Origin of the sequence: Pedobacter sp. FW305-3-2-15-E-R2A2, from assembly GCF_038446955.1 — a bacterium.
In the GTDB taxonomy this organism is placed as follows: domain Bacteria; phylum Bacteroidota; class Bacteroidia; order Sphingobacteriales; family Sphingobacteriaceae; genus Pedobacter.
In genome coordinates this window covers 4,917,544-4,940,700 of sequence record NZ_CP151803.1, presented here as the reverse complement: position 1 = coordinate 4,940,700, position 23,157 = coordinate 4,917,544, and the positions used below count along the sequence as shown (strand labels likewise).

The window sequence follows — 23,157 nt, the reverse complement described above, 5'->3', positions numbered from 1 at the left end:
CTTAGAAGTTTCTGTTTATCAATTACTTCCTGATGTAAGGTCGAGCAGTGTAGTGAACCTTTCGGGCCTTGGGAGATTGGTTACAAAAAGCCGCACATTCTTTAACGGTTTATTCGGTTAATCGGTCAATTATTTCATTTACTGGATTTGTTCTTCTGCTCACCATGAGGATTAAGGGCCCGTTATGCTTAAAGGTTAAAATCTTTAATTGCATATCTGAAGGGTTAATTGCCTGAATATATTTCTCTTTATAATTTATATTAAACGTTTAGGCTATAACTTAAAACCAAAAGTTTTAATGGATTAATAAATTACGATTTAATTTTACGGGAATTCCAGTTATGACTTAACGCCAGCATTAAAGAATGGTTGTTGTTACGAAATGTGGAAGGTCATCTTATTAACCCTCAATCATTAACCTCTTGCCATGAAAAATAATATGCTAAACGCCGTCTTTAAGGATTTCAATGACAGTTCAGGTTTTAACCTAACAATGGAATAGAAAGTTAGCCATTAAATTGTCCGTTAAATGAAAACCTAATACGTTGTTTCAATGAATAATTATAAGGAAACCGAAAAGTTGAGAGATAGTCGCAGGACTAAACGTAAACTTTATGATGCAGTTGGAGATATTTTAAAAAACGAGGGCTACAATGGGTTAGGCCCTAATAACATAGCAAGGTACGCCGATGTTCACAAAAAACTGATTTACAGATATTTTGTCGGACCTCAGGAATTGATTGAATCTTATATCCTGGAGAAAGATTACTGGACAAGATCTTATAAAAAGCTTCCTGAAATTGTGGAGGCCAACCGCCATGATTTTGGAAGAAACCTTGCCGGAAATATGCTGGCTGAGAACCTGGAATATTTTTCTGACAGTCCTGAGTTACAAAACATCATTCTATGGGAGATCAATGGAAAAAGTCAGATGATGAGTAAGATCGCCAGGTTCCGGGAAAGTATTAAATCCGAATTGTTTGAGCTGACAGATCCTCATTTTGAGGGTTCATCGGTGAATTTCAGGGCAATAGAGGCGGTGTTGATTTCCGGAATCAATTATCTGGTACTGCATTCAAAGAATAGTGATAGTAATTTCTGCGACCTGGATGTAAGGAAGGAATCCGACAGGAGGGAAGTTGTTAAAGCATTAAAGCAACTTGTCGGATGGGCATTTGATGCCGCTGATAAAAAAGGGTAATATTATTATTATTATTATTATTTTCTGGAGGTTTTAATCTTGATGCGCTCCAGATGCCGTCGGGTGACATTCATATAGGAAGCCAAGGTGTCGTCCTTTACATTCTGGTGGACAACAGGCATAAGCTTGACCATACTCAAATATCGTTTTTCCGCATTTGGAATTCGAAGCATTCGCTCTCTGGAATCCGACAGGAGTTGTTTCTCTTCGAGTAATTTGAAGAAGATCTTGGCGATGTCATTCGATTCCAGTGACATTTTTAAGCAGGAGTGATGGCTAATGGACAACAGCGAACAATCTTCCAGCGATTGGATGTATTCGTTACATGATTCCTGCGAAAAGAAATTATTGGGAATGATAAACTGATCTGGTCCCGCGAACCAGGTGGTAATGGTTTCTTTCTCTCCCATATAATATCCCCTCAACAAGCCTTTTTGAATAAAGAAGATGCGGTCCGGAACTTGTTCTGCACTAATTAGAATTTGATTCACTGATAAACTTAAGGGATTAAAGTCCCTGTTTAACGTCTGAAAGATTTCGTCCGTGACCGGACATAGTGACCCTATCTTTCTTCTCAGTGCAGTATGTATCATAGGGGTTTTTGTTTTATGCAATAACTGTTCTGCGATTTGTAAATCAATATGTGGAAATGTTGTCTTTGTGTACAACATGTCGCCGAAGTAGGGTACCTGTTCTTTCATAATAATTTCAATTCTTTAAGTCTACATACTCAAACTTAAATATCGGTTTTGTGGAAAGTGGTGACATAAAGAATTATTTTTTTAATCTCTTAAGATTACCTTCTCATTGCTTCGTCGACTGCTCAGTGCTAATACCATGTAGCAGATCACATCGTAGTCTATATAAGGATAAATATCTCCCGATGTAAAAATGGCACAAATGGTCCGGCTTCCTGAACAACCAGGTTCGGTATGCCTGACTTTATAATGAGTCGGATTTAAGGAATCCGTTCCTATAAATGAATACCATTGCATAATATCTGTTTTTTTAATCGCCTTTACACTATAATTAACACAGGAGGACCCCTCCTGTGTCAGTTCCCAAAGTTTTAATGTTTGTAATAGTGAGTATGGTTCTTAAATTAAAATTATACTTACTCTTTTCAGGGTTTTCAGCATTTCCCCTTTGCCTGCTTTTGTGGGTGTCCGGCATCTCCCTTAATAAATACCAAGTTAATTAGGAAATGCAGCCTATTGCCGGACAATTGTCACTTTTTTTCTGGACAATTGTCACAATTTTTCCCGACAATTGTCCAAATCGTTAAAAAACCAATAGGAAAGATGTGACGGAAATTAAGCGGTAACTGTTTTGTTAAACAGATAGTTATGACATACGATGTTAACCGACTCCTGTTCACGACCGGAATAGTGTAACCGGACATTGGGGGTTTCCCTGTTGTTCCATAAGGCAGAAATCATTTCAAATTTTAGCTGTTCGGAAATCAGGGGATGGTTATGGCCATCGTCAAAAGCCCGGATGGCACAGATGGCTTCTGTTCCACAACAGGTAGGTTGGGCATAAACTTTTTCATAGTTGTATTTCGTAGTAGGGTCATTGCCCAGGCTTAAGATGTACCAGGATAGCATAGTCATTTGATTTAGTTGGTCCCAAATTCCATTAAGAGTATACCTGCAACTGAGATACAGGTCAGGATGAAGTTTACTTTGAAATGGGTGTTCCACTTCATTCCTCTGAAGATGCCCCCGCAGGGACAAGGATAGCGATCGTAGAAGCCATATACGGCACCGCCAATGTAGATCGTAAACGTAAGCATCAGCAGGGCCGAAAGATACATGCCCAATAAACGGGTATCCGGCAACCACAAAAGTACGATCAGCGCTAACTCTGTAACCGGCAGTGTCCAGAATACTATTTTTCCAATCCATTTGGGAAAAGCCTGACTTCTTAATCCCCGTCTGAACCTTGGTAGATCCCGGAATTTAGAAATGGCCGAATATGCCCATAAGAGAATCAGAATCGCAGTAATGACAAGAATAAAAAAAGGAATAATGTTCATCATCGTATTCAGTTTTCGTATGAATACTAAGTTACGTGTGGAAGGGGGGCATTGATTTGGACAATTGTCACATATTTTGCAGACAATTGTCACATCTTTTACGGACAATTGTCCAGATAAAGCATTAAATAAAGCGGTCTTTTGCTACCTTATTTAATGCTTGATGTGTTTAATTCAGGTCGAGGACGATCTTTCCAAAATGTTTTCCGGCAGCAAGGTATTCAAAGGCTTGCCGGGCTTCCGAAAAAGGAAATACCTGATCTATTACCGGACGAAGGTTTGCTTTTTCAATCGTCTGGTTCATTTGAGAGAAGGTGCTTTTCGATCCGACCAAAACGCCTTTGACCGTGAGTTTTTTCTGTAAAAAGTCAAAGATGCTCAGACTGGTTTCTGCGCCATTTAAAAAACCGATGATGATGATGCGTCCACCAAACCTACAGGCTTGTATCGCATCTTTAAATCCGGTTCCAACCACTTCCAGCACAAGATCTACCCCTCCGAGTGCTTTTACCTTTTCCGGCCAGTCTGGCTGTGTTTTATAATTGAAAACATGGTCGGCACCCATTGATTTTGCCCGCTCGAGTTTCTCCTCTGAACTGGAAGTGATGATGACCCTGGCACCAGCGAGTTTCGCAAACTGCAGGGCAAATATGGAGACACCACCGGTTCCCTGAAGCAGAACGGTTTCACCTCGTTGAAGTCCGCCGGCCTGGTGAAGGGCTTCCCATGCTGTTAAGGCAGCGATAGGGAGGGTTGCGGCTTCCTGAGCAGTTAAGTTAACCGGGCTTTTCACCAGCGCTGTTTCCGGCAGGCAGATATAAGTGGCAAAGACGCCTGAAGTGCCAATTCCCAGCCGGTTTTCCAGGCCTTCAGGCGTTAAATTCCCGGATTGCCATCCTGGGGTAAAATGGGTAGAAACGGTATCTCCCGGGAGAAAGCTGCTGACTGCAGAGCCGATGCGTATTACCGTGCCAGCAGCATCAGAGCCGGGGATATGAGGGAGTTGGTGGCCGAAATCTCCTTTGATCACCATGAGGTCAAGATAATTCAGGGAAATGGCAGTCACTTTAACCAGCACTTCATTTGCTGCTGGTTCCGGCACCTGAGCGGCGGTGATATTCAGGTGATCAATTCCATATTTTTCATTTACAATCAGTGTTTTCATCCTTTTTGATCTTTAATTTCTTCAAAGCTAGGATAGTAATATCTTTGTGTCAAGTATGCACCTTTTGGTATCCTACAGACTAAAAACATACTAATGCTGATTATCAGGTATAAAAATAACTAAAATGACAAAAAAGCTCAATTCAGATCCGGTTTGTCCCGTAGATTATGCTTTTCAGAGGATCGGCGGGAAGTATAAAGGCAGGATCATCTGGTATATCCATACGTTTACTGTTCTTCGTTACGGGGAGCTAAAGAGACGCATTGTGGGGATTACACCGAAGATGCTGACGCAAACCCTGCGCGAACTGGAAGAGGACGGCCTGCTGATCCGGAAGGTGTACAGCGAAGTACCACCAAAGGTCGAATATACATTAACGGAATCGGCAAAGGAACTGATTCCGTTTATAGATCATCTGCGGGAATGGGGTGATAAGCGGATGGGGAATTACAAGGTCATCTGCCAGTAACTGACATCGATCCACTTGTTGAATTTGTATCCAATCTGGCTCAGGTGGGCAACTTTACTGAATCCCAGTCTTTCATGCATCCTTGTACTCTTTTCGTTTGGCATTAAAATTCCTGCCACGATAGAGTGCATTTTCATTTCCCGGAGTTCATCGATCAGCTTACGGTATAAAGCGGTTCCTGTGCCTTTATCCAGGGCTTCAGGATGAAGATAGATGGAGCTGCTCACTGTAAAACGATAGGCGGGGTTTTCTTTCCATTCTGTTGCATAGGCAAAGCCCAGCAGCTTTCCTTCTTTTTCATACACCATGCAAGGGAATTTAGAAAGAACCGGACTAAGTTTATCCGAAAATTCGGTTGCCGTCAATGCCGCTTCGTCGAAAGTGAGGAGCGTGTTTTCCGCATAGTGATTATAGATCTCCCTCATCGGGTTAAGATCGGATGGTGTAAACTGCCGGATCATTTTAAGGAAATTGTTTATTTGATGTTGAGCTCAAAGGTACATAATTTATTTTACTGCTGCCTCTTCATTGATCTGATGAATGATAAGATCCAGATCCATAGTGCTTTGATGTAGGTATTTGACCAGTTCTTTTTGCTCTTCCTGACCGGTTTCCTCTAAAATCAATTCTGTGAGCGCCATAATTGAGGCAACAGGTTTCCGGATTTCATGTGAATTTAGCCAGGAAACAGCCTTTAATTTCTGGTGTTGCTGTACAATAAGATCTTCTTTATGTTTGCTGTCGTCGATGTTGTTTTCTATAGACATATAACCTTCCAGGCCACCTTTTGCATTAAACATGGGAGAAAGATTAAACTGCGACCAGTATTCTTTACCGCCTTTTGCATAGTTGACAAGTTCCCCGCTAAAGAACTCTTTGTTTTTGATCGCTTTACTCAGTGTCTTTACGACTTCCAGATCTGTTTTAGGGCCATATAATAAGGCGCCATGTGTTTTTCCTAAAGCCTCCTGCATGGTATAACCGGTTACCTTTACAAATGCATGGTTTACCCAGGTAATGTTCCCTTCAATATCTGAAACAATAACCAGGTTGTTCATCTTGTCGATGATTTCTGTCATTCGTTTGTTATTGCCCTCCGCCAGTTTTTTTTTCTCCCTTTTTAAAAGGAAGTACAATAAGAAGCCTGTAGCAATCACATAAAAGATGCCTTTTAGGGAAGCGGTATATCTTGCTATTTCAGGAGTAAAATAAGACTCCATAGTTTTTAAGAAGCTATCGCTAAGTGTGATCCATAAAACACCTAATACGATATAAATGATAGGGATTCTATAGTCTCTTGCCTTCAAATTTTTGCTGTTTCATCGAATAAATCGGGATATCCCGCTAAGCTGCAAATGTATTAAAAAAATGAAATTCAGCTTAATTTCTATAAATCTTATTGACAGACGGTTATTGACAAGCGGAAAATCTGCTTTTTGTCAACACAGGACGACCAGTGGTCAATAATATTTCCGGCGGGGCTGGAACATCCGGTAATTCGCCGAAAAATATATTTAATCATTGATTTATAAAAACTATGAAAATTTCAACGTACTGCCTTATCGTTCTGGCAGCATTTTTCACCTTAAATAGCAAAGCACAAATGGAACCGGGAATAAGGCTGAAAGGCGAATATATTCCTTTCTCCAATTATAATCCAAACGGTAATGGCGATTCCAATACCGGGAAGAGTGACATGAGAAGAATTGAAGGTGGGATTGGAATTCCTTTATCGGTAAAGCTGGATTCCCTGGGCAGACCTAAGATCTGGGCGGTGTCGCTTGACGGGTCTTATGCTTCCATCAAAAATCGTGATTTTGAAAAGAGTCTTTTTCCGGATGAGCTGTTAAATGCAAGTATCGGCCTGATGCACCTTCGGCCATTGGGTAAAACCTGGAACATTATGTTCATGGCTTCAGCAGGGGTGTACACGAATATGAAAAAAATAAACTCCTCTGATGTTTTAGCAATGGGAGGGGTGATCTTTATCAAACAATTCAATCCGAGAACGGCTTTAGGATTCGGGCCAATGGTGTCGAATAGTTTTGGTGTACCTATGATCTTACCTGCTATATATTTTACCTGGAAGACAGAGGGGAAATTCCAGGTACTCGTGAATTTCCCTCAGCGGGTTGAGGTAGGAATGAAGGTAAATGAGGCCATCAATCTGAAAGCAGTTGGGGAGATCAGCTCCATGACCGCTGATGTGGACCGTGAAGATAAATTTATGTTGTCTTACCTGCAGGTGGTTACCGGTTTAAGGCCAGAATTTAAAATCGGTAAATCGCTGAGTGTTGAATTGACCGCAGGTTATTCTGTATACCGCTCCATGACTTTTACCAGCAGGAAATTGTCAGACTTTTTTAAAGATAAATCCGACGAAAAAATATCTTATTTTAAGCCTGCACCTTATGGAGCAATAGGTCTAAAATGGAATTTTGGAAAGAAATAATCAAAGGTAATGCCCTCAATTGAAATCAACAGTTCAATTGAGGCATCATTTTTTTATAAAAGCTCAGCAGGATTACACTTATTGCTCCTCTTAAAGCGACAGCAAAAACTACTTTCGGATCCGCAGGAACTCCGCTAAATCCATCTGTATGATCATGATCCTATACCTGGGTAAATGTGTATCGGGAATTCAGAGGGTATATACCGAACAGTATCACCATTATACCAGTCATCCAGACCGGTTATGTTTAGTAATATGTGGTATACATAGTTCTCCGTTTCCTTTTGATAAATGCCAAAATCAGGTAAGTCCTTTTGTATCGCGTCCATTTCTTCTACATAAGAATCGTGAATACGTTCAGTTTCCTGTATAGCTTCTTCTAAGGATAATTTATTCTGATACATCAATACCAGGACGTGGTTACACACTTCAAACTGGTCGTCGGCCATCTCCTTTTCCAATGTGTACCAATCGTTCTGGATAGACATAATCCTACACAATAATGTTCTCAGACGCATGATGACAGGATGTTCTATAATAATCTTTGGTAGCATAAAATTGGTACCGGCTTCAATCATATCTCCGTAAACATACATCGCAATAGTATATTCTCTCAGAAATTGCAATCGTAGCAAACTAGGATAGCGACCTTCGAGACGATAAGGAGCTTCTTCCATTATACCATAAGTTGTGTAGCGGTACAAATTTTTAGCCAGTCGCTCCATCCATTCAGAAGGCATATAAGTCAGGAACTCGTCCCTACATTTTGCAATCTGCCGGTACAGACCAATGTCCATTGGCTTAGGAGTATCCCCCAGCATCACTCCCATGATACGATCTCTTTCTATGGCCATTTTATCTACAGGCCAGCGCTCATAATAATCATCATATAGAGTGAGCCAGGTAAAGAAACGGGCGATCGGCCGGAGATGATCAACGTTGGTAGTGGTAGGCGACATCCATGATGCGCCGTTCGCCAAATTATGCCCTTTGATCTTTTCTGATGCATCCTTTATCATAAAGGTCTTGTAATCCTCAACCAACCACTGCCTTTCTTCTTCGGTAAAATAGTCAGGATGTGCCGGAGCGACATGTGGCCACGGATACTTGAGGCGTGACATATTTAATTTTCGTTTCATATCTTCTATATTGATAGGATTAATTCGTTTTATAAGATTCCATTATGATAGCTTCATGAAGATAAGTTATTGTTGGTTAGGGTGATAGAATCATTTTGTTCATTTTTTTTAGCTGTTTTTCATTCCCGTTCGTTCAGGATTTATGGATTGTGGCAACAAGACCTCGCACCTATGGTGGCAAGCCGCAATAATGATGTTAAGTTTATTGTATTATTGGCTGGTGATGGCATCCCTTTATATGAGGTTGGTCTTCAACAATCAGCAGATAGGAGTCGGGTTGAAGGTGTATCAGAGACAGTTATTGCCCAAAACCTTGCTCTGGACAAAAAAATCTGTGACCCCATCCTTCAGGACTCAATCCTATCCATTGGACAATTAAGAAATGATATCGATAGTTTATTCCAGCAGGAAATGCTTAGCCGGCATTGGGATAAGCCAAAACAGGTAGTATGACGGGGGTTGCTCAAATTTCAGAAACTGTAAATCCTATAGCGCTGACAACCGTGTCTAACTGGATAAATACCTTATAAACTATAATAAAAAAGTCCCTAAATGGAACTTTGCAATAACAGGATGAATAAGAATTATAATTTTAAGTCGTAGCACCTTCATGAATGTTCCTGTTCAATTGCTTATCGGCTGATGAGTTTATTATATACTACTTCTTTCAACAGCTCTTCTCTGCGGTGCCTGGAGATCGGTAACTCATGGCCATCAATGAATATCCGTCCACCGGATACCACATCTATATGCGCAATATTGACCAGGTAAGATTTATGGATCCTGAAAAACTGATCAGCAGGTAAGATCTCTTCCAGGGAGACTAATGTTTGGTGAATAATAAGTTCCTGATCTTTGAATTTTAGCTTTGCATAGTTCTGCATGCCTTCTACATATAGAATATCAGCCCATAGAATTTTCTTAAAGCTGTCTTTCTGGCGAACAAAAAGAAAAGGATCTATGGTAGGTGCCTGTTTTGACAGGCGCTGCATCTGGTGTAGTTGCCTCGCTTTGGTAGCCGCCTGATGAAAGCGCTGAAAGGTGATAGGCTTTAACAGGTAATCGACAATCTGCAACCGGTATCCTTCCAGTGCATGCTCTGAATAAGCCGTAGTAAGAATGGTTAATGGAGGGTTTTCCATGGATTCCAATAGCTCCAGACCCGTGAGGTAAGGCATGTTAATGTCCAGAAACAACAAATCCACAGGGTTACTGTGGATGAAGTCTGATGCTTCCATGGCGGTTGAGCAGGAGCCGGCCACCTGAAGAAAATCCACCTGATCAATAAAATCTATGATCCCTGCTCTTGCGATAGGTTCGTCATCAATGACCAGACATTGCAGGGGTAATTCTGTAGTGGTTTTATTGCTCTGCATAGTTTGCTTTCTTTTCTAAATTAATATGGAGTACAACTTTAAAAATAGTGCCAGTGTTTGTAATTTTCAGTTCGTGATGTTCAGGATAAAGAATCTCCAGGCGTTGACGGACATTTTCCAGGCCAAGTCCGCTATTGCTGCTATTCTTTCTTGTTGGTTGTGTGGAATTTGAATTCTCAATGGTTAAGCTGAGGTTTTCCTCCTCTTGGTTTAATTCCAGGTGCACATAACCTTTTGAAGATGGTAAACGGGACACATGCTTAAATGCATTTTCTACAAATGGAACCAATAAAAGAGGGACAATATCCCTCTTTCCGTTTGCTATATTCCAATCGCATTTGACTTCCAGTTCCTCTCCCCATCGGATTTTCTCTACCGAAACCAGGTCCTTAAGGTACTTTACATCTTTTTCCAGTGTTACCGTTTCCCTGTTACATTCATAGATCTGGTATCTGAGAATATCCGAAAACCTGACGAGCAACACTGAGGCTAAATCCACATCTTTTTTCATCAGGATATGGATATGGTTCAGCACATTAAACATGAGGTGCGGATTGATCTGATCTTGTAAAATCCGGACATGCGCTTCCATGTGTGCCTGTTTTAATAAATTATGCTGCTGTTCGATCTGGTTGTGCCTCTGATAAAATTTGAACCCGCAAACTGATCCTAAAATCAATAAGGAGGCTGGGGAACTTGTGAAAAATAAAAACCAAAAAGAGTTTTGTGATTTTATTAAAGACAAGTCGCTGGGTGTATAATTGGCTCCGTACTTCAGAAATGTCATGTAGTTTACAGCTGCAATGACAAAGGTGAGCAATACAATAACACTGAAACTCTGCATCGCGAACAAAGGTGTTTTCCCCTTTATAAAAGCATTTGGAAGAATCCTGTTACTGAAAATATAAGAAATCAGCATCGCACATCCAATGATTAGCAAGCAAGGGAAAACGACATAAGCTGTAGGATAATCCCGGCTGATTTGTGCAATCAGAGTAATGGTAAGCAGGATCCAGAATCCTGCTATAAAAAAGAAATGTTTGTCAAATACGGGTTTCTTCATGCTGATGAAATAAGCTAGATCAAAGGGTTTAGAAAATCATAAATCCTACACTTGCCTGAAAGGAGTTAGGGCGGGATTTAAATTGTTTACTAACGCTTGATAATCCACCTTCATATCTGAGGTCAAAAGTAAGCTTTCCTACATCAATTCCTGCACCAACCTGGTAACCGATATTTGATTTATCGAATTTCCTGAAAGAATTATCTACCTGTTTGAAAATGGAAGCTTTATCGCTGATGGTATAAGAATAAACACCACCACCAAAGATTCTAACATTTAGCAAATCCATATTGAGTAGCTTGTAACCTACCAATACCGGTACGTCAACGCTCGACCAGCTTACTTTTTTATCGCCACCGAAGAGGTCAGATTCATATTTACTGGATTTTTTAGTGAACAAAAGTTCCCCCTGAACATAAACTTTAGAGATGTCTATCCTGGTGAATGCACCTGCTGAAAAACCTGTCGCATATTTCGAAGAAATACCGGAAGAAGAAATAGGTAATTTACTGAAATTAGCACCTCCTTTAAGACCAATATGAATAGGGCTTTTTTGGGCGGATGCAGCAGTAGCCATCATTGTAAATGCAATCAGAGGTAAAAGAAATTGTTTTTTCATTTTTTTAATGTTTTTGGTGATTCCCTGGAACTACCATTTGTTGAGTAATTTTTATTTGTTGACTGCAAAGGGGCGAATAATCCTTGTTGATGGAAAAAGTATTTGACGAAGGGCATGATCCCGTTGACAGCTGGTAAAATGAAAATGGAAAAATGAGTGTTAAATTCCGGATCCATTTCATGTTAAAAGATTAGAATGGTAGATTGCGGTCGTGACAATGAAAATACATAAACCATTATGGGCAGAAAGGCTGATTCTGTTCTTGATGTTTGCTGCTCTGGTTATTACTCAGGGTTGCAAAAATGAAGCAGCATATCAGACTTATCAATCGCGTACGGGACACCGGTTAAGTATCAAACTTCAGGATGGTTCCAGTGTGATACTGAATTCAAACAGTATCCTTAAAGTTCCTCATGGTGTTCATAAAGACAGTAGAAAGGTCATTTTACTTGGTGCTGCTTTTTTTACTGTTGTGCCAGGTTCCAGATTGCCATTTGTGGTTGAATCCGCTGACTTTAAGGCAAGCACAATGGGGGGCTCTTTTTTTGCAAGGGCTTATCCCCACGAATCCGGCCGGCAAATAGAGGTTACAGCCGGTAAACTGAAAGTGGAGAAATCCTATCACTCCGATACAGATAATAAAGCAGAATTGCTTTTGCCGGGAGAAATGGTGATGCTGAACAGAACCGTAGATCTCATGGAAAAAGAGACATATCCTATTGAAGAACGTCAATCATGGCTGATGGGCAGGCTCAAATTCAATAATGCGGGTTTAAGTAAAGTGATTGAGATCCTTGAAGATTGGTATGGGGTTCCTTTTGAAGTAACTGAGGGAATGAAACTACAGCACAGCTTTTCAGCAGATTTCAGGAACGAACCTCTGGAACGTGTATTAAAAGTATTTTGTTTAAGTGCCCATTGCGATTTTAAACTTGAAGATGGAATGGTTATTCTTGAAGCAAACTGATTTTATTCATGCTTTAGGGAGACCCTGTAAATTTCTACCTCCCCATAAGCATCACAGGATTCCCCGATTACTTTTCTCTTCCCCTGACAGGAAGACTGTACATAGGCCCCGGCTTTAAAATAAGCATTGCGAAATGCCTTTGGATAGCTGAATCTAAGCTGGCCATTGTAATAACAATCGGTTTGGTCTTGCTTCACTTTAAAGGATACCGTAAACCGGGTTCCCAGCTGATAGTTTTCCTCCAGTACCGGGCCTTTTTCGTTGCCCATCTTCACAAATAACTTGTTTTTTTCTAACCTGAAAACGATCACGTCGTCCAGATCATCGTGAATCTGCCCAACCACCATGTGCGGCTTTTTGAGGGGAAGATGAGTGATGCGCTGGTCAATAAACAGGGTGTGCGTACCTATGGAAGAAGACCAGGAAGCATTTTTCTTTCCATCCTCTTTCATCTCTCTTAATTCCGATCTTGGATAGCCAGAGCCGGAGGTCGTTGTTCCTCCTGTATTGGCCCGAAACACGACCGCATCTCCGGAAGCGTTGGTATGAAACCATTGCGGATGCTGGTAAGTATGCAGTTCCGGCTGTTTATATTCGTCAGATCTGCCCGGGGGTTTAATCCCTTCGGGAACGTTTAATTTCCAGTTATTCAGGTTTAATATTTCGGAAGGCAGCTGCTGTGCAAGGGCTGGGGTTGCTGAGCTCAATGCTAAAATCAGTATTAATTTATTTATGTTCATATGCTGTAATTCCAATAACAGATTGATCGTTAGCTGCCGGAGTATCGCCCTGCAATTCAAAGTTTAATTTTTCCGGGTTTTTATAGCTTGGTTTAACCTGGTAAATATGGGTGCCCAAAGCTTTATTGTAAAAAGATTCTACTTTTCCTGACTCGTGGAAATTGCAGTAATCGACCAGGATATTGTCCCAGCGGTATTCCTGAAAGAGAACCGCCCGTCCGCCCTGTCCGGAATAAGAAAAATTGCTGTTGGTCAGGGAGGCCTGTTGCGCACCGATCAGTCTGACTACCGTTCCCTGCTCTCTGTTTTCCACTTCGTTAAAAGTGCAGTGGTCTATTGTTACAAAAGGACCTAAAGTGCTCTCATCATTTCCTCCACGGTAAATATTGATGGCGGCGCCCAGCAGATTCGTGAAAGTACAGTTTTTAATAATGGTATATTCTGCATTGTACATCCCTTTGTCGTCCTTCTCTGCTGCCAGGTCAATGCCTGCGCCCGACATATGGTGGAAGATAGAATTGGTGATCACAAGACTGTCTGCCAGCGTACTTTTGGAGGCTTTGAAACCCGCATTTGTACTTTCATTATAATCGTAAAACTCACAGTCGTCAATGTACAAACGGTAAGGCCTGTTCATGGGCAGGTCTGTAGACCTGATTCCGGCATCAGCGGCAGAGAAACTTTCGTAGGTACCTTTAAAAGCAATACCCTTTGCAATAAGGTCGCCTCCGTTTTCAATACTGATCAGGGCAGACATCGGTTTATACGAAGCATTGACTAAAACAGGTCTGTTTTTCAAACCCGCTGCGGCTATGATGACCAGGGGCTTTGTGATCGAAAGTTCTTCCTGCATCTGATAAAAACCAGGTTCAGTAAGGACAATGGTGTCGCCCGAAATGGCTTGTCTAACCAGCGCCGGCAAAGTATTACACGCATTGGCTTTAACCTGGAAATTCATAGGCTTCCTCTGCATTTTCCCCTGTTCAGGACGATACCAGGAAGCCCCTGTGTTTTCTCTTTTGATCAAAGGCAGTTTCTTTAAGTCGGCTCCATAGTTTTTGTCGTAAGGCAGTTGGAAACCATTGACCTTTATGCTGTTTGTTTTTATTTTTTTGAAGCCCGGGGGCACCTTTCCTTCGAAATGATCATCCAATCCATTTTCGGAAAAGATGATTCCATTTCCGGTATTCGCGTTGCTGTAAATGTCTGATCCTGAACTCAGGATCAGGTTGTTTTTGAAAAGCACGTTTTCAGGGGCAAGTGTTCGCTCTGCGTCTTTACCGGCTCCGAATAAAATGCTGGCACTATTGATAAAAGTATTGCGCTCAATTAACGCATCTTTCACCTGATAATACCTGTTGATCAATGAATTGGGGACGCCATTCAATACGGCAAGCGCGGCCCTGAAATTTGTACCCTGAAGTTCAGAAAATACGTTGTTAAAGACCTTTTGGTTGGGATTGATTACCCGGACACCTCCGGTATAGGGTTTGTTGTTTCCAATGAAGAAATTACCTTCCACCACATTTCCTGAACCATGTCTCAGCACCAGTCCGCCTTCACATTCCAGGAAAGTATTGAAGCTGACGTTATTTTCTCCCGATTTGATCGAGACGATCTCTACTTCTCCATTACATCTTTCAAAAAAATTGCGGACAATATTTGTTCTGGAAGCCGTTAAAGAATATCTGGAAACGCCGATCCGGATCGTCTCTCCGCCATTAGATCCGAAACGCTGACGGCCTTTGAAATAATTGCTATCGATGCGGTGTTCATTTTGCTGACTGCGTTCGTCATCCAGTTCTGCAATAATGACCGGTCCGGCATTGAGTTTATTGACAAAAGTGGAATGATCAATGCGGTTGTGTTTTCCATACAAAGTGAGCCAGCTGTCCGATTTAAACCTTTCCGGCTGACTATAATTCTCGATTACGATTCCGCTGACCCGGCAATTATTGGCCAGAACCTCATTGTTGATGCGGAAGGAAATGACTTCTCTTTTCGGACTATAACCATTCCTGAAATGAAAACCTTTAAATACCAGATAAGATCCGCCCAATTGTACAAATGACCGGCCGGTAAAGGCAACGCCGCCAGGAGTCTCGGGCATAATGAAGATCGGCTTTTTGGCAGTTCCTTTTCCCTGAAGCCGGAGTGCTGCATTGTGCCATTCCTTATTCTTCAATAGGATGATGTCTCCGGGATTTGCTTTAGCTACTGCTGCATTTAAGGCTTCCGGGCTTTCCACGAGTATAGGATTGATGCCCGATTGCAACGCCTTGCCGCTCAGGGGAGCAGCTGCCCATGCTTTCCCCGGGTCAGGAAAAATGCTTAAACTACAGAGCAGAAGAAAAGATAAACTAAGTGTCTTCATTATTTGGAAACTAAAATGTCAAACTTCATGGTGGATAGTGCAGGGGTTGATCCGATGGTTACTTCTTTTGCCCTCATCAACTGGTTCACAAAGCTGCCATCGGCTTTAGGTACGCGAATCCAAATGAGATAAGCGGTACTCAGATTAAAGGTATTGGCGGCCTGATTGGCAACTATGGCATCGAACTTCGCCGTACTGCTTCCGGGAACGAGAATTCCTTCAAAGAATTTATCATCCAGTTCTGTAATGGTATCGCCGGTATAGGCAGCATAGATTTTGTCGGTGGCAGCTGTTCCGGGAATCAACACCCTGAACCGCGTGGCTTTGAGGTCTGCAACATTTGGTTCCCAGATTAAAGCAGCACATTTATAGTTTTTAGCAATGGTCGTTGTATTCCCCGGACTATAAAGAGTAAAGACTGGCGTAGTGCTGGAGCAATAGGTCACAAAATCCAGTTTCTGTTCCTGTCCGCTGATGTTACAACTGCCCAGAATGGTACCACTTTCCCCGATAAAGAAGCTACCTGAAGAAGGAGTGGATGCTGTTCCGTTGGCCATCATGCTCAGGTCCTGGTACAGGGTGTATGCTCTTAATGGAATGGTAATGGTCGCTTCGGCTTTTAATCCGAAATTATCTGTAGCGACGACTTTTAGCTTACCTGCATTTTTACGATAGGTATACTCATAATTCAGTGCATACACTTTTTCATTCTGTGTCAGATCTATCTTAGACACCAATGCAAATGTTCCTTCATAGTCATCATAGATCTCGATCAGTTTTAAGCCGTTTTCGGAACTTGCCTTTCCGGTAATGCTCATTTTTCCGTTATTGTCGGGCAGCAGGCTTAAAGGTGTGTTTTCTAATTTAGGAAGGGGAGGTGTAAAAGCGGTTACTTTAATGAAACTTTCAAAAGAAGTGTTATCCAGGTGTTTCACCATCAGCTTTATGCCCGAGACCATTGTCATTTTTGCATTTCCGAAACTGAGGGTAGGGACATTGAATTTATGGTCATTCCTGCTTTCCGCAGAAGGTGTTCCGATATAAATCAGGGAATCAGGAACGTTGTTCCGGACCAGGTAATAATAAATCAGTTTGATCCCTGCAGGCGATTTCAGTTCCCCGTTGATTTCTGTATCAGGGCTGATCTGTTTGGTCGCCATGTTATAACTGAAATCCTTAGTGCTTAGTGCATCCGGACTGCTGCCCGTCGTTTTATCTTTTTTGCAGCCTTGAAGCAGAATGCCGGTCAAAAGCGCAATGGTTAAAAAGGTATTCTTCATCGTGATTTTGTTAAGGATTAATACCCTGGGTTCTGAATGATTTTTATCTGATCGTTGGCATCCAGTTCCCGTTGAGGAATGGGCAGTAACAATTTTTCTTCGGTCAGGTTGGCCTGCAATTCTGCAAGGGTAAATGCCGGACGGTAGGCTTTATAGTGGGAATCAAACTCTAATGCGTAATGATTTTTGATCACTTTTATTGCCTGTCCGGTTCTCAAAAGATCAAAGAACCGCTGATTTTCAAATGCAAATTCAAATCTTCTTTCGTTTAGCAAAGCCGATAAAAAACGAGGCTCATCTGAGAGTGCATTCGGATTACTTCCATCAAGCGGATATTTATAAAACCCGGTGTTAAAATCGCCGGAAGTATAATCAACAGCACCGGCCCTTTCCCTTACCTGATTGATCAGCATGGTCGCCGCATTTCCAAAGCCTAAGGCTTCCGCTTTCATTAACAGCACATCTGAGAACCGGATAATCGGAAAATCATTCTCTGCGTCGAATTTGACCAGCACCGGAGAGATGAATTTTTTGACGTATAATTTGGAAGAATATTTGGCCATGGTGACTGCCTTTCTACTATCTGCGGCTCCTGTAGCAGGGATTTTATAAGCCAGGTCCAATTCATTGGTTGGGAAATTATAACCGCTTCCATCGCCATTTACGATCGCACTGCCACTGGAGGTTGGGGCAAAATTATTTGCCATCAGATTGCCCAGACCAAAGCCACCGGCTTTAAACCTCACTGCAAAGAGAATCTCTTTATTCATCTCATTATTGATGGAAAAGACATCTGCAAAAGAGGGGAGTAAAGCATGTCCGCTATTGCTGATCACTTCATCCAGTAAAGGGAGCGCTGCAGCGGGTTGTTTAGTACTCAGATATACTTTTGCCAGGAGCGCTTTTGCTGCCCATGAAGTGGCGCGTCCAACCTCAGTATTGCTGGCAGGGGAATAGGATGCCGGGGAAAGCAACTCTTTCGCAGCCATCAGATCTGCGATGATCAATTGATAACATTCTGCTACTGGTGTCCTGGTAATTCTCTTTGATTGTTCCGGATCTACAGGCTCAGTAACGAGGAATACATCGCCATATAGCCTGACGAGGTTAAAATAATGGTAGGCACGTAAAAACAGTGCCTCACCCGCAAGCTGGTTTTTCTGCGGCATACTCATCACCGCTGTTCCTTCTCCCAAACTTGTTTTTCCGGCCGCATAGCTGGCGCCAAGACTTTTCAATACATAATTGACCGACCTGATGTTTTTATAGGTTTGCAGCCAATATTGGTAAACTTTATCATGTGCCGAGTTCAGCGTAAACATGTCCAGTTCATTGAATTCGAAATTGATAGCTGCAGAACTATTGGCTACCCCTTGCTTGGAATTGTCCGTTCTGAGGTCGGTTAACATCCACTCATATTCCAGTGGCTTTTGTAATCCGTAATAACAGCCGGTTAATCCTGCTTTAGTTTCCTCATAATTTCTATAAAAGGCATTCACCCCGATGTTGGAAATGGGATCAATGTTGATGATCTTTTTGCAACCCATTGTGCTCATGATCAGTAAAATTCCTGTTCCGATAGGTATCAGCTTTTTCATCTTAAATGTGCTTAGATTTTTCATAATTAGAAGTTAACATCTATCCCAAAAGTGTAGGTCCTGGAAATCGGGAACGCACCGCGCTGGTATCCGTCCACAAGAGGAGAGGAGTATTGCGAAGAAGTGGCTCTGGCTTCCGGGTTTATGCCCCGGTAGGATTTGCCCATCAGGTACAGTAAATTATCTGCGGAGCTGTATACCCGGATTCCGGTAACCCCTAATTTTTTAGTGAATTTAGAAGGGATGGTATAACCGAGGATCACATTTCTGATGGCGGCATAAGAACCATCTTCGATCACATAATCCGTTAACAGCCAGTTTTCTCCGTTCGTGTAATAAGGGGTTTTGCCATCGCCCGGATTTGCGGCACTGATCCACCTGTTTTTGTTAAAGTTTTCATTGTACCTTCTGGATTCGTTATAATTCGCATCTCCATTGATCAGCTTTACCCCCTGAACGCCCTGAATCAAAATGTTCAGGTCAAAACCTTTGTATTTGAAGGTATTATTGATGCCCCAGGTGAAATCCGGAAAAGGACTTCCCAATGAGGTCCGGTCATTGACATCAATCTTATTATCGCCATTTACATCTACAAATTTCAAACCTCCCGGTGCATAATATTTTGCCAGGGTAGAGGTTTGTCCGCCTGCTTTTGCCTCATCAATTTGTGCCTGCGAAGTCCAGACCCCATTTGTTTTATATCCGAAAAACTGAATCGCCGGCTGTCCGACAATGGCAGCATAGATCTCATTCCTTTCGCCATAGTTGTATTGGAAGGGCTCTCCTCCAAGTTCCAGTAATTTGTTTCTGTTGGCAGAAAAATTCAAAGAAGTAGACCATTGAAAATGATCATTTTTAATGTTATGGGAGCTCAGTTCGATTTCCAGACCCTGGTTTCTGATTCTGCCGGAGTTGTCAAAGTATTCGAAAGATCCGCTGAAAGATTGCGTAGAGCGTTTGTATAGTAGTTTATCGGTGTTTGAATTGTAGTATTCCAGCGTCAGTCCGAAGCGGTCTTTCATAAAGCCAAGGTCTAGTCCTGCGTTGAATTCAAAAGTACGTTCCCAGGTGATGTTTGGATTGGCCAATACATCAGAATTTGGGGCAAGGCCAAGGTTGACTGATCCCGTGCCGCTCCCGAAAGAATAGTTGCCCGGATACAGCAGGTTCTGGAAGGCAAAGCTCTGGATCTTATTGTTTCCGGTAGCTCCGTAACTGGCCCTGATTTTCATGTTGCTGATCCAGGAAATGTTTTTCATAAAGTCTTCTTTTCCGATTCCCCATCCGGCAGATACCGCAGGAAAGGAACCGAATTTTTGTCCTTCTGCGAAATAGGAACTGCCATCCATCCTGAAGCTAACTGCCAGAAGGTATTTGTTCTTATAATCGTAAGTGAAACGACCCAGGTAAGAGATCAGGCCGATGCGGTCTTTTAGTGTATTGGTTAAAGCCTGGTCAATTTGCGCGGCTTGATTCAACGTCTCAAAATTGTCGGTAGGGAAGTTTCTTCCGACCATATTTGATTCTTTAATCTGGGTTTGCTGAGTGGTAAAACCCAATAATCCGCTGAAGCTATGGTTCCCTTTAGTCAGGTTATAGTTCAGTGTGTTTTCCAGCAGGAGGTCAAGATAGGTCCTGGTATACAGTGTGGCTTCATTCACATCGCCATCTTTTCGGGCACTGGATTTGGTGAAAGTATTGTTTTCCTGTTGAGAATAATAACCACCTATTGAACTTTTAAAGATCAGGTTTGGCAGGAATTTGATGCTGATATCGCCTCCGCCAAGCATCCTGTAAGTTTGTTGGTCGCGGTTTTCCCGGGCTGCGATAGACACTGGGGTATTGTTACTCGTGGCAAAAGGCTCCACCGGGCCGGTACTCGTCCAGCTGCTTCCATCGGGCATGGTCCCTGAATATTGCAATCCGTTAAAATGGCGCGCCTGTACAAAATCTCCGGGAAGTATATTTGCCCATTGTGAGTTCTGGCGTACATAAGCCGCCGTAAAGTCATTGTGACGAACGGGGAGGAAGGAGCCAAACCTGAAATAATCTGTGAAATTTACCGCAGGTCTTTGTGTTTTAATATAGGAAGGATTAAAATTGATGCTGAAATCTATTTTCTTGCTCAATGCACCATCGACTTTTGCTTTGACATTGATCCTGCTGTTGTCGCTGTATTTCAGCACCGCTTCATCTTTTTGTCCACTTGCAGAAATGTAATACCGGAGGTCTTTTTTACCGCCGGAAATGCCCAGCTGAATATTTTTGATGCCTGCACTTTGCAGTGCTTCCTGTTGCCAGTCTGTAGGAATGCCACTAATCTGGTCTTCGATGATATATGCCGCTCTTTCCGGACCAGTGATCAGATTTTTTGCATTGGCGGGTACTGTCGGGTCATTTTCCCTCAGGGCAGCCTCGGCAAAAAGCATTTTTGTATAGTCAGTAATGCTCATGATCGGGTTGAGTGCATAGGGTTTTTTAAAGCCATAATAGGACTTCAGGCTATACCTTGGCTTGTCTGAATTTCCGCTTTTAGTGGTGATCAGAATGACCCCATTGGCTGCTCTTGAGCCGTAAATAGCTGCGGAAGCGGCATCCTTCAGTACTTCTATAGATTCCACATCCTGTGGATTTACAAAGGATAAACCATCAGGAACGGGATAACCATCTACCACGACCAAGGGCTGTGAGCCGGCGCTGACCGAGCTAAATCCACGCACCCTGACAATGGGTTCTGCACCGGATTCGGAGCTGACATTCTGGATGGTTACTCCTGCAATTTTTCCGATCAGGGCATTGTCCAGACGGGCGGTTGGGATTTCATCCAGATTTTCATTTTTCAATTTACTCACTGCACCGGTTACTGCCGATTTTTTCTGTGTACCATATCCGATCACGACGACCTCGTTCATGGTGTTTGGAATTTCCTGAAGGATGATCGTGATGCTTTCCTCCTTTTTGACGAGGTAAGCCTGGGGTTGAAAACCGAGGAAGTTAAATAGCAATAGCTTTCCCGTTTCGGCGGTGATGCTAAAGGCTCCTTTGTTATCGGTTACGGCACCTTGTTTGGTGTCTTTTACCGTCACAGATGCACCTGGTAAAGTTTCGCCCGTTGCGGATTTCACCACACCTTGTACTTTTACCTTGCTTTGTGACCATCCTGTGTTTGCGAACAGGAAACAGGAGATCATCAGCATCCCTATGCTTCGTAACAAAACTTTAAAATTCATATTTGGTTAATTTATATTTGGTTCAGGTTGCTCGTTTTATGGACTAATTATAGCCGGTATTCTGTGTCAGATTGCCTTTGCTCAGGTCTATTTCTGTCTGGGGAATAGGAAAGACCAGACGGAAAGCCGGAACGGTGATCGTCGGATTTCCGGTCGCCGATAGGTAAGCATTGAGGATGGAAATGGTATTCGCTTCCTCCATTCTGATCAGGTCATACCAGCGTTGGTTTTCAAAACCAAATTCCAGTTTTCTCTCTTTCAGGATCGCTGCTCTGGCGGTTTCCTTACTATTGAGGACCGTGGCATGATAAGCACTGGCTGAGGCCCTGTTTCTAACTTCATTTAAAGGATCGATCACTTCGTTGTTAGGGGCAGGAAGCAATTCATTAGAGACTTCCGCATACATCAGCAATACATCCGCAAAACGAAGTACTGGAAAATCATTTCCTGCATCTCTTTGAGGAGCGGTAGGATCGAGAAATTTGGTACATAGCCCGTTGGTCGCATTGAAGGTGCTTACTTTCCGGACATCTGTACTTTCAAACAGGGCCTGGTAAGGGGCGGAGGCTTTTACATTTCGGGCATCTCCGTTATTGGAATATTCATAAGAAAATGAATTTCCTTCTCCATTGGCACTTGCTTTATAGCGTACTGCAAAAAGAATCTCTTTGCTCATTTCCGAGGTGTTGCTGAAGATGGCTGCATAAGAAGGATTTAGCTGATAAGTATTGCCTTTGAAATTAACACCTACTAAAGGATCCAGTTGTAACTTCGCGTTTGGATAATCTTTTAAGGTCAGGTACACTTTGGCCAGTAATGCCTGCGATGCGCCTTTAGTTGCTCTGGCCAGTTGATTGTTTGGCCAGGAAACGGGGCAGGAAGCTACTGCAGTCTGCAGGTCTGTTTTCAGCTGATGATAGATTTCCGTTTTAGGAATGCGTTTAAACTTCCCGAAATCATCGTACTTTATGGAGGCAGTCAGTAGTGGAACATCACCATATAACCTCACCAGGTTGAAATACATCAGGGAGCGGATAAATTTAGCTTCCCCTTCAAAGGATTTCTTTTTTGCAGGATCGGTTACGTTGTCCAGGTATTTCAGCACCAGGTTGCAGCGTGCAATCGTATTGTAAGTTCGCTGCCAGTAATCCAGCACAAAGAAATTGGAAGGTGCATCCCTGAAAAACTTGATGGCACCCCAATCGCCCTCCAGGGAAACACCTGAAGTATTGTCGGCCCTGATTTCAGTGAGCTTAAATTCAATGTCGTATACTTTTTGCAGTCCGTCGTAACAGGCGATTACACCTGCTTCTACCTCTTCCGTGTTCCGATAATAATTTTGTTCGGTCAGATTGGAAATTGGTTTTTCATCGAGGAATTTTTTGCAGCTGGTAAAACTTAAAGTCAGGACAACTGCGAGGAATATTTGAGCTCTCATTGGAGTAG

The 23,157-nt window shown here is 42.4% G+C and carries 22 protein-coding genes; 5 read left to right on the top strand and 17 right to left on the bottom strand.

All coding sequences use genetic code 11. The annotated features are described in order from the left end of the window. Window positions 1-553: 553 nt before the first annotated feature. Entirely contained in the window at window positions 554-1,201 is a 648-nt protein-coding gene (locus tag AAFF35_RS19985) for a TetR/AcrR family transcriptional regulator (RefSeq protein WP_342328303.1), read from the top strand. A 17-nt stretch (window positions 1,202-1,218) separates the two neighbouring features. Here AAFF35_RS19985 and AAFF35_RS19980 read toward each other — a convergent pair whose 3' ends face one another. From AAFF35_RS19980 to AAFF35_RS19960, 5 genes are all read right to left on the bottom strand, one after another. Then, window positions 1,219-1,902 carry a Crp/Fnr family transcriptional regulator gene (locus AAFF35_RS19980; protein WP_342328302.1) on the bottom strand — a complete coding sequence of 228 codons (684 nt, stop codon included), beginning with the start codon at window positions 1,900-1,902 and terminating at the stop codon, window positions 1,219-1,221. 81 nt (window positions 1,903-1,983) lie between these two features. After that, window positions 1,984-2,196 carry a hypothetical protein gene (locus tag AAFF35_RS19975; protein WP_342328301.1) on the bottom strand — a complete coding sequence of 71 codons (213 nt, stop codon included), beginning with the start codon at window positions 2,194-2,196 and terminating at the stop codon, window positions 1,984-1,986. A gap of 318 nt (window positions 2,197-2,514) precedes the next feature. Beyond that, window positions 2,515-2,814 carry a hypothetical protein gene (locus AAFF35_RS19970; RefSeq protein ID WP_342328300.1) on the bottom strand — a complete coding sequence of 100 codons (300 nt, stop codon included), beginning with the start codon at window positions 2,812-2,814 and terminating at the stop codon, window positions 2,515-2,517. A gap of 5 nt (window positions 2,815-2,819) precedes the next feature. After that, window positions 2,820-3,242 carry a MauE/DoxX family redox-associated membrane protein gene (locus tag AAFF35_RS19965; protein WP_342328299.1) on the bottom strand — a complete coding sequence of 141 codons (423 nt, stop codon included), beginning with the start codon at window positions 3,240-3,242 and terminating at the stop codon, window positions 2,820-2,822. A 166-nt stretch (window positions 3,243-3,408) separates the two neighbouring features. After that, a complete protein-coding gene (locus AAFF35_RS19960; RefSeq protein WP_342328298.1) occupies window positions 3,409-4,404 on the bottom strand; it encodes an NAD(P)-dependent alcohol dehydrogenase in 996 nt (331 codons plus the stop codon). A 124-nt stretch (window positions 4,405-4,528) separates the two neighbouring features. Between AAFF35_RS19960 and AAFF35_RS19955 the strand changes: the two genes are divergently transcribed. After that, window positions 4,529-4,873 (top strand): helix-turn-helix domain-containing protein, encoded by a 345-nt coding sequence (locus AAFF35_RS19955; RefSeq protein ID WP_342328297.1) that lies wholly within the window; start codon window positions 4,529-4,531, stop codon window positions 4,871-4,873. Here AAFF35_RS19955 and AAFF35_RS19950 read toward each other — a convergent pair. Both AAFF35_RS19950 and AAFF35_RS19945 read right to left on the bottom strand, forming a co-directional pair. Beyond that, window positions 4,852-5,334, bottom strand: a complete 483-nt coding sequence (locus AAFF35_RS19950) for an N-acetyltransferase family protein (protein WP_342328296.1) — start codon at window positions 5,332-5,334, stop codon at window positions 4,852-4,854. The two genes, AAFF35_RS19955 and AAFF35_RS19950, sit on opposite strands and share 22 nt — an antisense overlap. 45 nt (window positions 5,335-5,379) lie before the next feature. After that, window positions 5,380-6,180 carry a PAS domain-containing protein gene (locus AAFF35_RS19945; RefSeq protein ID WP_342328295.1) on the bottom strand — a complete coding sequence of 267 codons (801 nt, stop codon included), beginning with the start codon at window positions 6,178-6,180 and terminating at the stop codon, window positions 5,380-5,382. A gap of 230 nt (window positions 6,181-6,410) precedes the next feature. Here AAFF35_RS19945 and AAFF35_RS19940 point away from each other — a divergent pair, with 230 nt between their 5' ends. Continuing rightward, window positions 6,411-7,325: a DUF6268 family outer membrane beta-barrel protein gene (locus AAFF35_RS19940; RefSeq protein ID WP_342328294.1), complete on the top strand. Its 915-nt coding sequence runs from the start codon at window positions 6,411-6,413 to the stop codon at window positions 7,323-7,325. 152 nt (window positions 7,326-7,477) lie between these two features. Here the strand turns inward: AAFF35_RS19940 and AAFF35_RS19935 are convergent, their stop codons facing one another. Beyond that, window positions 7,478-8,344: a terpene synthase family protein gene (locus tag AAFF35_RS19935; RefSeq protein ID WP_342328293.1), complete on the bottom strand. Its 867-nt coding sequence runs from the start codon at window positions 8,342-8,344 to the stop codon at window positions 7,478-7,480. A 201-nt stretch (window positions 8,345-8,545) separates the two neighbouring features. Here AAFF35_RS19935 and AAFF35_RS19930 point away from each other — a divergent pair, with 201 nt between their 5' ends. Beyond that, window positions 8,546-8,917, top strand: a complete 372-nt coding sequence (locus tag AAFF35_RS19930) for a hypothetical protein (protein WP_342328292.1) — start codon at window positions 8,546-8,548, stop codon at window positions 8,915-8,917. Between the two features lie 179 nt (window positions 8,918-9,096). Here AAFF35_RS19930 and AAFF35_RS19925 read toward each other — a convergent pair whose 3' ends face one another. Genes AAFF35_RS19925 through AAFF35_RS19915 form a run of 3 tightly spaced genes read right to left on the bottom strand, consistent with a single transcriptional unit; the run spans window position 9,097 to window position 11,522 of the window. Further along, window positions 9,097-9,840, bottom strand: coding sequence for a LytTR family DNA-binding domain-containing protein (locus AAFF35_RS19925; protein ID WP_342328291.1), 744 nt, complete (start codon window positions 9,838-9,840; stop codon window positions 9,097-9,099). Then, a complete protein-coding gene (locus AAFF35_RS19920; protein ID WP_342328290.1) occupies window positions 9,827-10,903 on the bottom strand; it encodes a histidine kinase in 1,077 nt (358 codons plus the stop codon). The genes AAFF35_RS19925 and AAFF35_RS19920 overlap by 14 nt, the downstream gene beginning before the upstream one ends. Window positions 10,904-10,931: 28 nt before the next feature. Continuing rightward, window positions 10,932-11,522, bottom strand: coding sequence for a porin family protein (locus tag AAFF35_RS19915; RefSeq protein WP_342328289.1), 591 nt, complete (start codon window positions 11,520-11,522; stop codon window positions 10,932-10,934). Between the two features lie 217 nt (window positions 11,523-11,739). On the opposite strand from AAFF35_RS19915, the gene AAFF35_RS19910 reads away from it, so the two are divergent. Beyond that, window positions 11,740-12,489: a FecR domain-containing protein gene (locus tag AAFF35_RS19910; RefSeq protein ID WP_342328288.1), complete on the top strand. Its 750-nt coding sequence runs from the start codon at window positions 11,740-11,742 to the stop codon at window positions 12,487-12,489. 2 nt (window positions 12,490-12,491) lie between these two features. On the opposite strand, the gene AAFF35_RS19905 is transcribed toward AAFF35_RS19910, so the two are convergent. The 6 genes from AAFF35_RS19905 to AAFF35_RS19880 are packed head-to-tail and all read right to left on the bottom strand — an operon-like array spanning window position 12,492 to window position 23,149. Beyond that, a complete protein-coding gene (locus tag AAFF35_RS19905; protein ID WP_342328287.1) occupies window positions 12,492-13,229 on the bottom strand; it encodes a polysaccharide lyase family 7 protein in 738 nt (245 codons plus the stop codon). Continuing rightward, window positions 13,216-15,603 carry a polysaccharide lyase 6 family protein gene (locus tag AAFF35_RS19900; protein ID WP_342328286.1) on the bottom strand — a complete coding sequence of 796 codons (2,388 nt, stop codon included), beginning with the start codon at window positions 15,601-15,603 and terminating at the stop codon, window positions 13,216-13,218. Before AAFF35_RS19900 ends, AAFF35_RS19905 begins: the two co-directional genes overlap by 14 nt. Continuing rightward, window positions 15,603-16,883, bottom strand: coding sequence for a hypothetical protein (locus tag AAFF35_RS19895; RefSeq protein ID WP_342328285.1), 1,281 nt, complete (start codon window positions 16,881-16,883; stop codon window positions 15,603-15,605). The genes AAFF35_RS19900 and AAFF35_RS19895 overlap by 1 nt, the downstream gene beginning before the upstream one ends. A gap of 17 nt (window positions 16,884-16,900) precedes the next feature. Beyond that, complete coding sequence (locus AAFF35_RS19890) at window positions 16,901-18,481, bottom strand: RagB/SusD family nutrient uptake outer membrane protein (RefSeq protein ID WP_342328284.1); 1,581 nt, start codon at window positions 18,479-18,481, stop codon at window positions 16,901-16,903. Between the two features lie 26 nt (window positions 18,482-18,507). After that, entirely contained in the window at window positions 18,508-21,711 is a 3,204-nt protein-coding gene (locus AAFF35_RS19885; protein ID WP_342328283.1) for a TonB-dependent receptor, read from the bottom strand. 43 nt (window positions 21,712-21,754) lie between these two features. Next, entirely contained in the window at window positions 21,755-23,149 is a 1,395-nt protein-coding gene (locus AAFF35_RS19880) for a RagB/SusD family nutrient uptake outer membrane protein (protein ID WP_342328282.1), read from the bottom strand. Window positions 23,150-23,157 lie beyond the last annotated feature (8 nt).

What these genes read in the sequence shown, in the direction of transcription:
- AAFF35_RS19915 (WP_342328289.1), bottom strand. Translation starts at nt 11,522, where the DNA reads ATGAAAAAACAATTTCTTTTACCTCTGATTGCATTTACAATGATGGCT.
- AAFF35_RS19935 (WP_342328293.1), bottom strand. Translation starts at nt 8,344, where the DNA reads ATGATAAAGGATGCATCAGAAAAGATCAAAGGGCATAATTTGGCGAAC.
- AAFF35_RS19925 (WP_342328291.1), bottom strand. Translation starts at nt 9,840, where the DNA reads ATGCAGAGCAATAAAACCACTACAGAATTACCCCTGCAATGTCTGGTC.
- AAFF35_RS19985 (WP_342328303.1), top strand. Translation starts at nt 554, where the DNA reads ATGAATAATTATAAGGAAACCGAAAAGTTGAGAGATAGTCGCAGGACT.
- AAFF35_RS19960 (WP_342328298.1), bottom strand. Translation starts at nt 4,404, where the DNA reads ATGAAAACACTGATTGTAAATGAAAAATATGGAATTGATCACCTGAAT.
- AAFF35_RS19895 (WP_342328285.1), bottom strand. Translation starts at nt 16,883, where the DNA reads ATGAAGAATACCTTTTTAACCATTGCGCTTTTGACCGGCATTCTGCTT.
- AAFF35_RS19905 (WP_342328287.1), bottom strand. Translation starts at nt 13,229, where the DNA reads ATGAACATAAATAAATTAATACTGATTTTAGCATTGAGCTCAGCAACC.
- AAFF35_RS19975 (WP_342328301.1), bottom strand. Translation starts at nt 2,196, where the DNA reads ATGCAATGGTATTCATTTATAGGAACGGATTCCTTAAATCCGACTCAT.
- AAFF35_RS19880 (WP_342328282.1), bottom strand. Translation starts at nt 23,149, where the DNA reads ATGAGAGCTCAAATATTCCTCGCAGTTGTCCTGACTTTAAGTTTTACC.
- AAFF35_RS19920 (WP_342328290.1), bottom strand. Translation starts at nt 10,903, where the DNA reads ATGAAGAAACCCGTATTTGACAAACATTTCTTTTTTATAGCAGGATTC.
- AAFF35_RS19900 (WP_342328286.1), bottom strand. Translation starts at nt 15,603, where the DNA reads ATGAAGACACTTAGTTTATCTTTTCTTCTGCTCTGTAGTTTAAGCATT.
- AAFF35_RS19940 (WP_342328294.1), top strand. Translation starts at nt 6,411, where the DNA reads ATGAAAATTTCAACGTACTGCCTTATCGTTCTGGCAGCATTTTTCACC.
- AAFF35_RS19910 (WP_342328288.1), top strand. Translation starts at nt 11,740, where the DNA reads ATGAAAATACATAAACCATTATGGGCAGAAAGGCTGATTCTGTTCTTG.
- AAFF35_RS19950 (WP_342328296.1), bottom strand. Translation starts at nt 5,334, where the DNA reads ATGATCCGGCAGTTTACACCATCCGATCTTAACCCGATGAGGGAGATC.
- AAFF35_RS19965 (WP_342328299.1), bottom strand. Translation starts at nt 3,242, where the DNA reads ATGATGAACATTATTCCTTTTTTTATTCTTGTCATTACTGCGATTCTG.
- AAFF35_RS19955 (WP_342328297.1), top strand. Translation starts at nt 4,529, where the DNA reads ATGACAAAAAAGCTCAATTCAGATCCGGTTTGTCCCGTAGATTATGCT.
- AAFF35_RS19890 (WP_342328284.1), bottom strand. Translation starts at nt 18,481, where the DNA reads ATGAAAAAGCTGATACCTATCGGAACAGGAATTTTACTGATCATGAGC.
- AAFF35_RS19970 (WP_342328300.1), bottom strand. Translation starts at nt 2,814, where the DNA reads ATGACTATGCTATCCTGGTACATCTTAAGCCTGGGCAATGACCCTACT.
- AAFF35_RS19885 (WP_342328283.1), bottom strand. Translation starts at nt 21,711, where the DNA reads ATGAATTTTAAAGTTTTGTTACGAAGCATAGGGATGCTGATGATCTCC.
- AAFF35_RS19980 (WP_342328302.1), bottom strand. Translation starts at nt 1,902, where the DNA reads ATGAAAGAACAGGTACCCTACTTCGGCGACATGTTGTACACAAAGACA.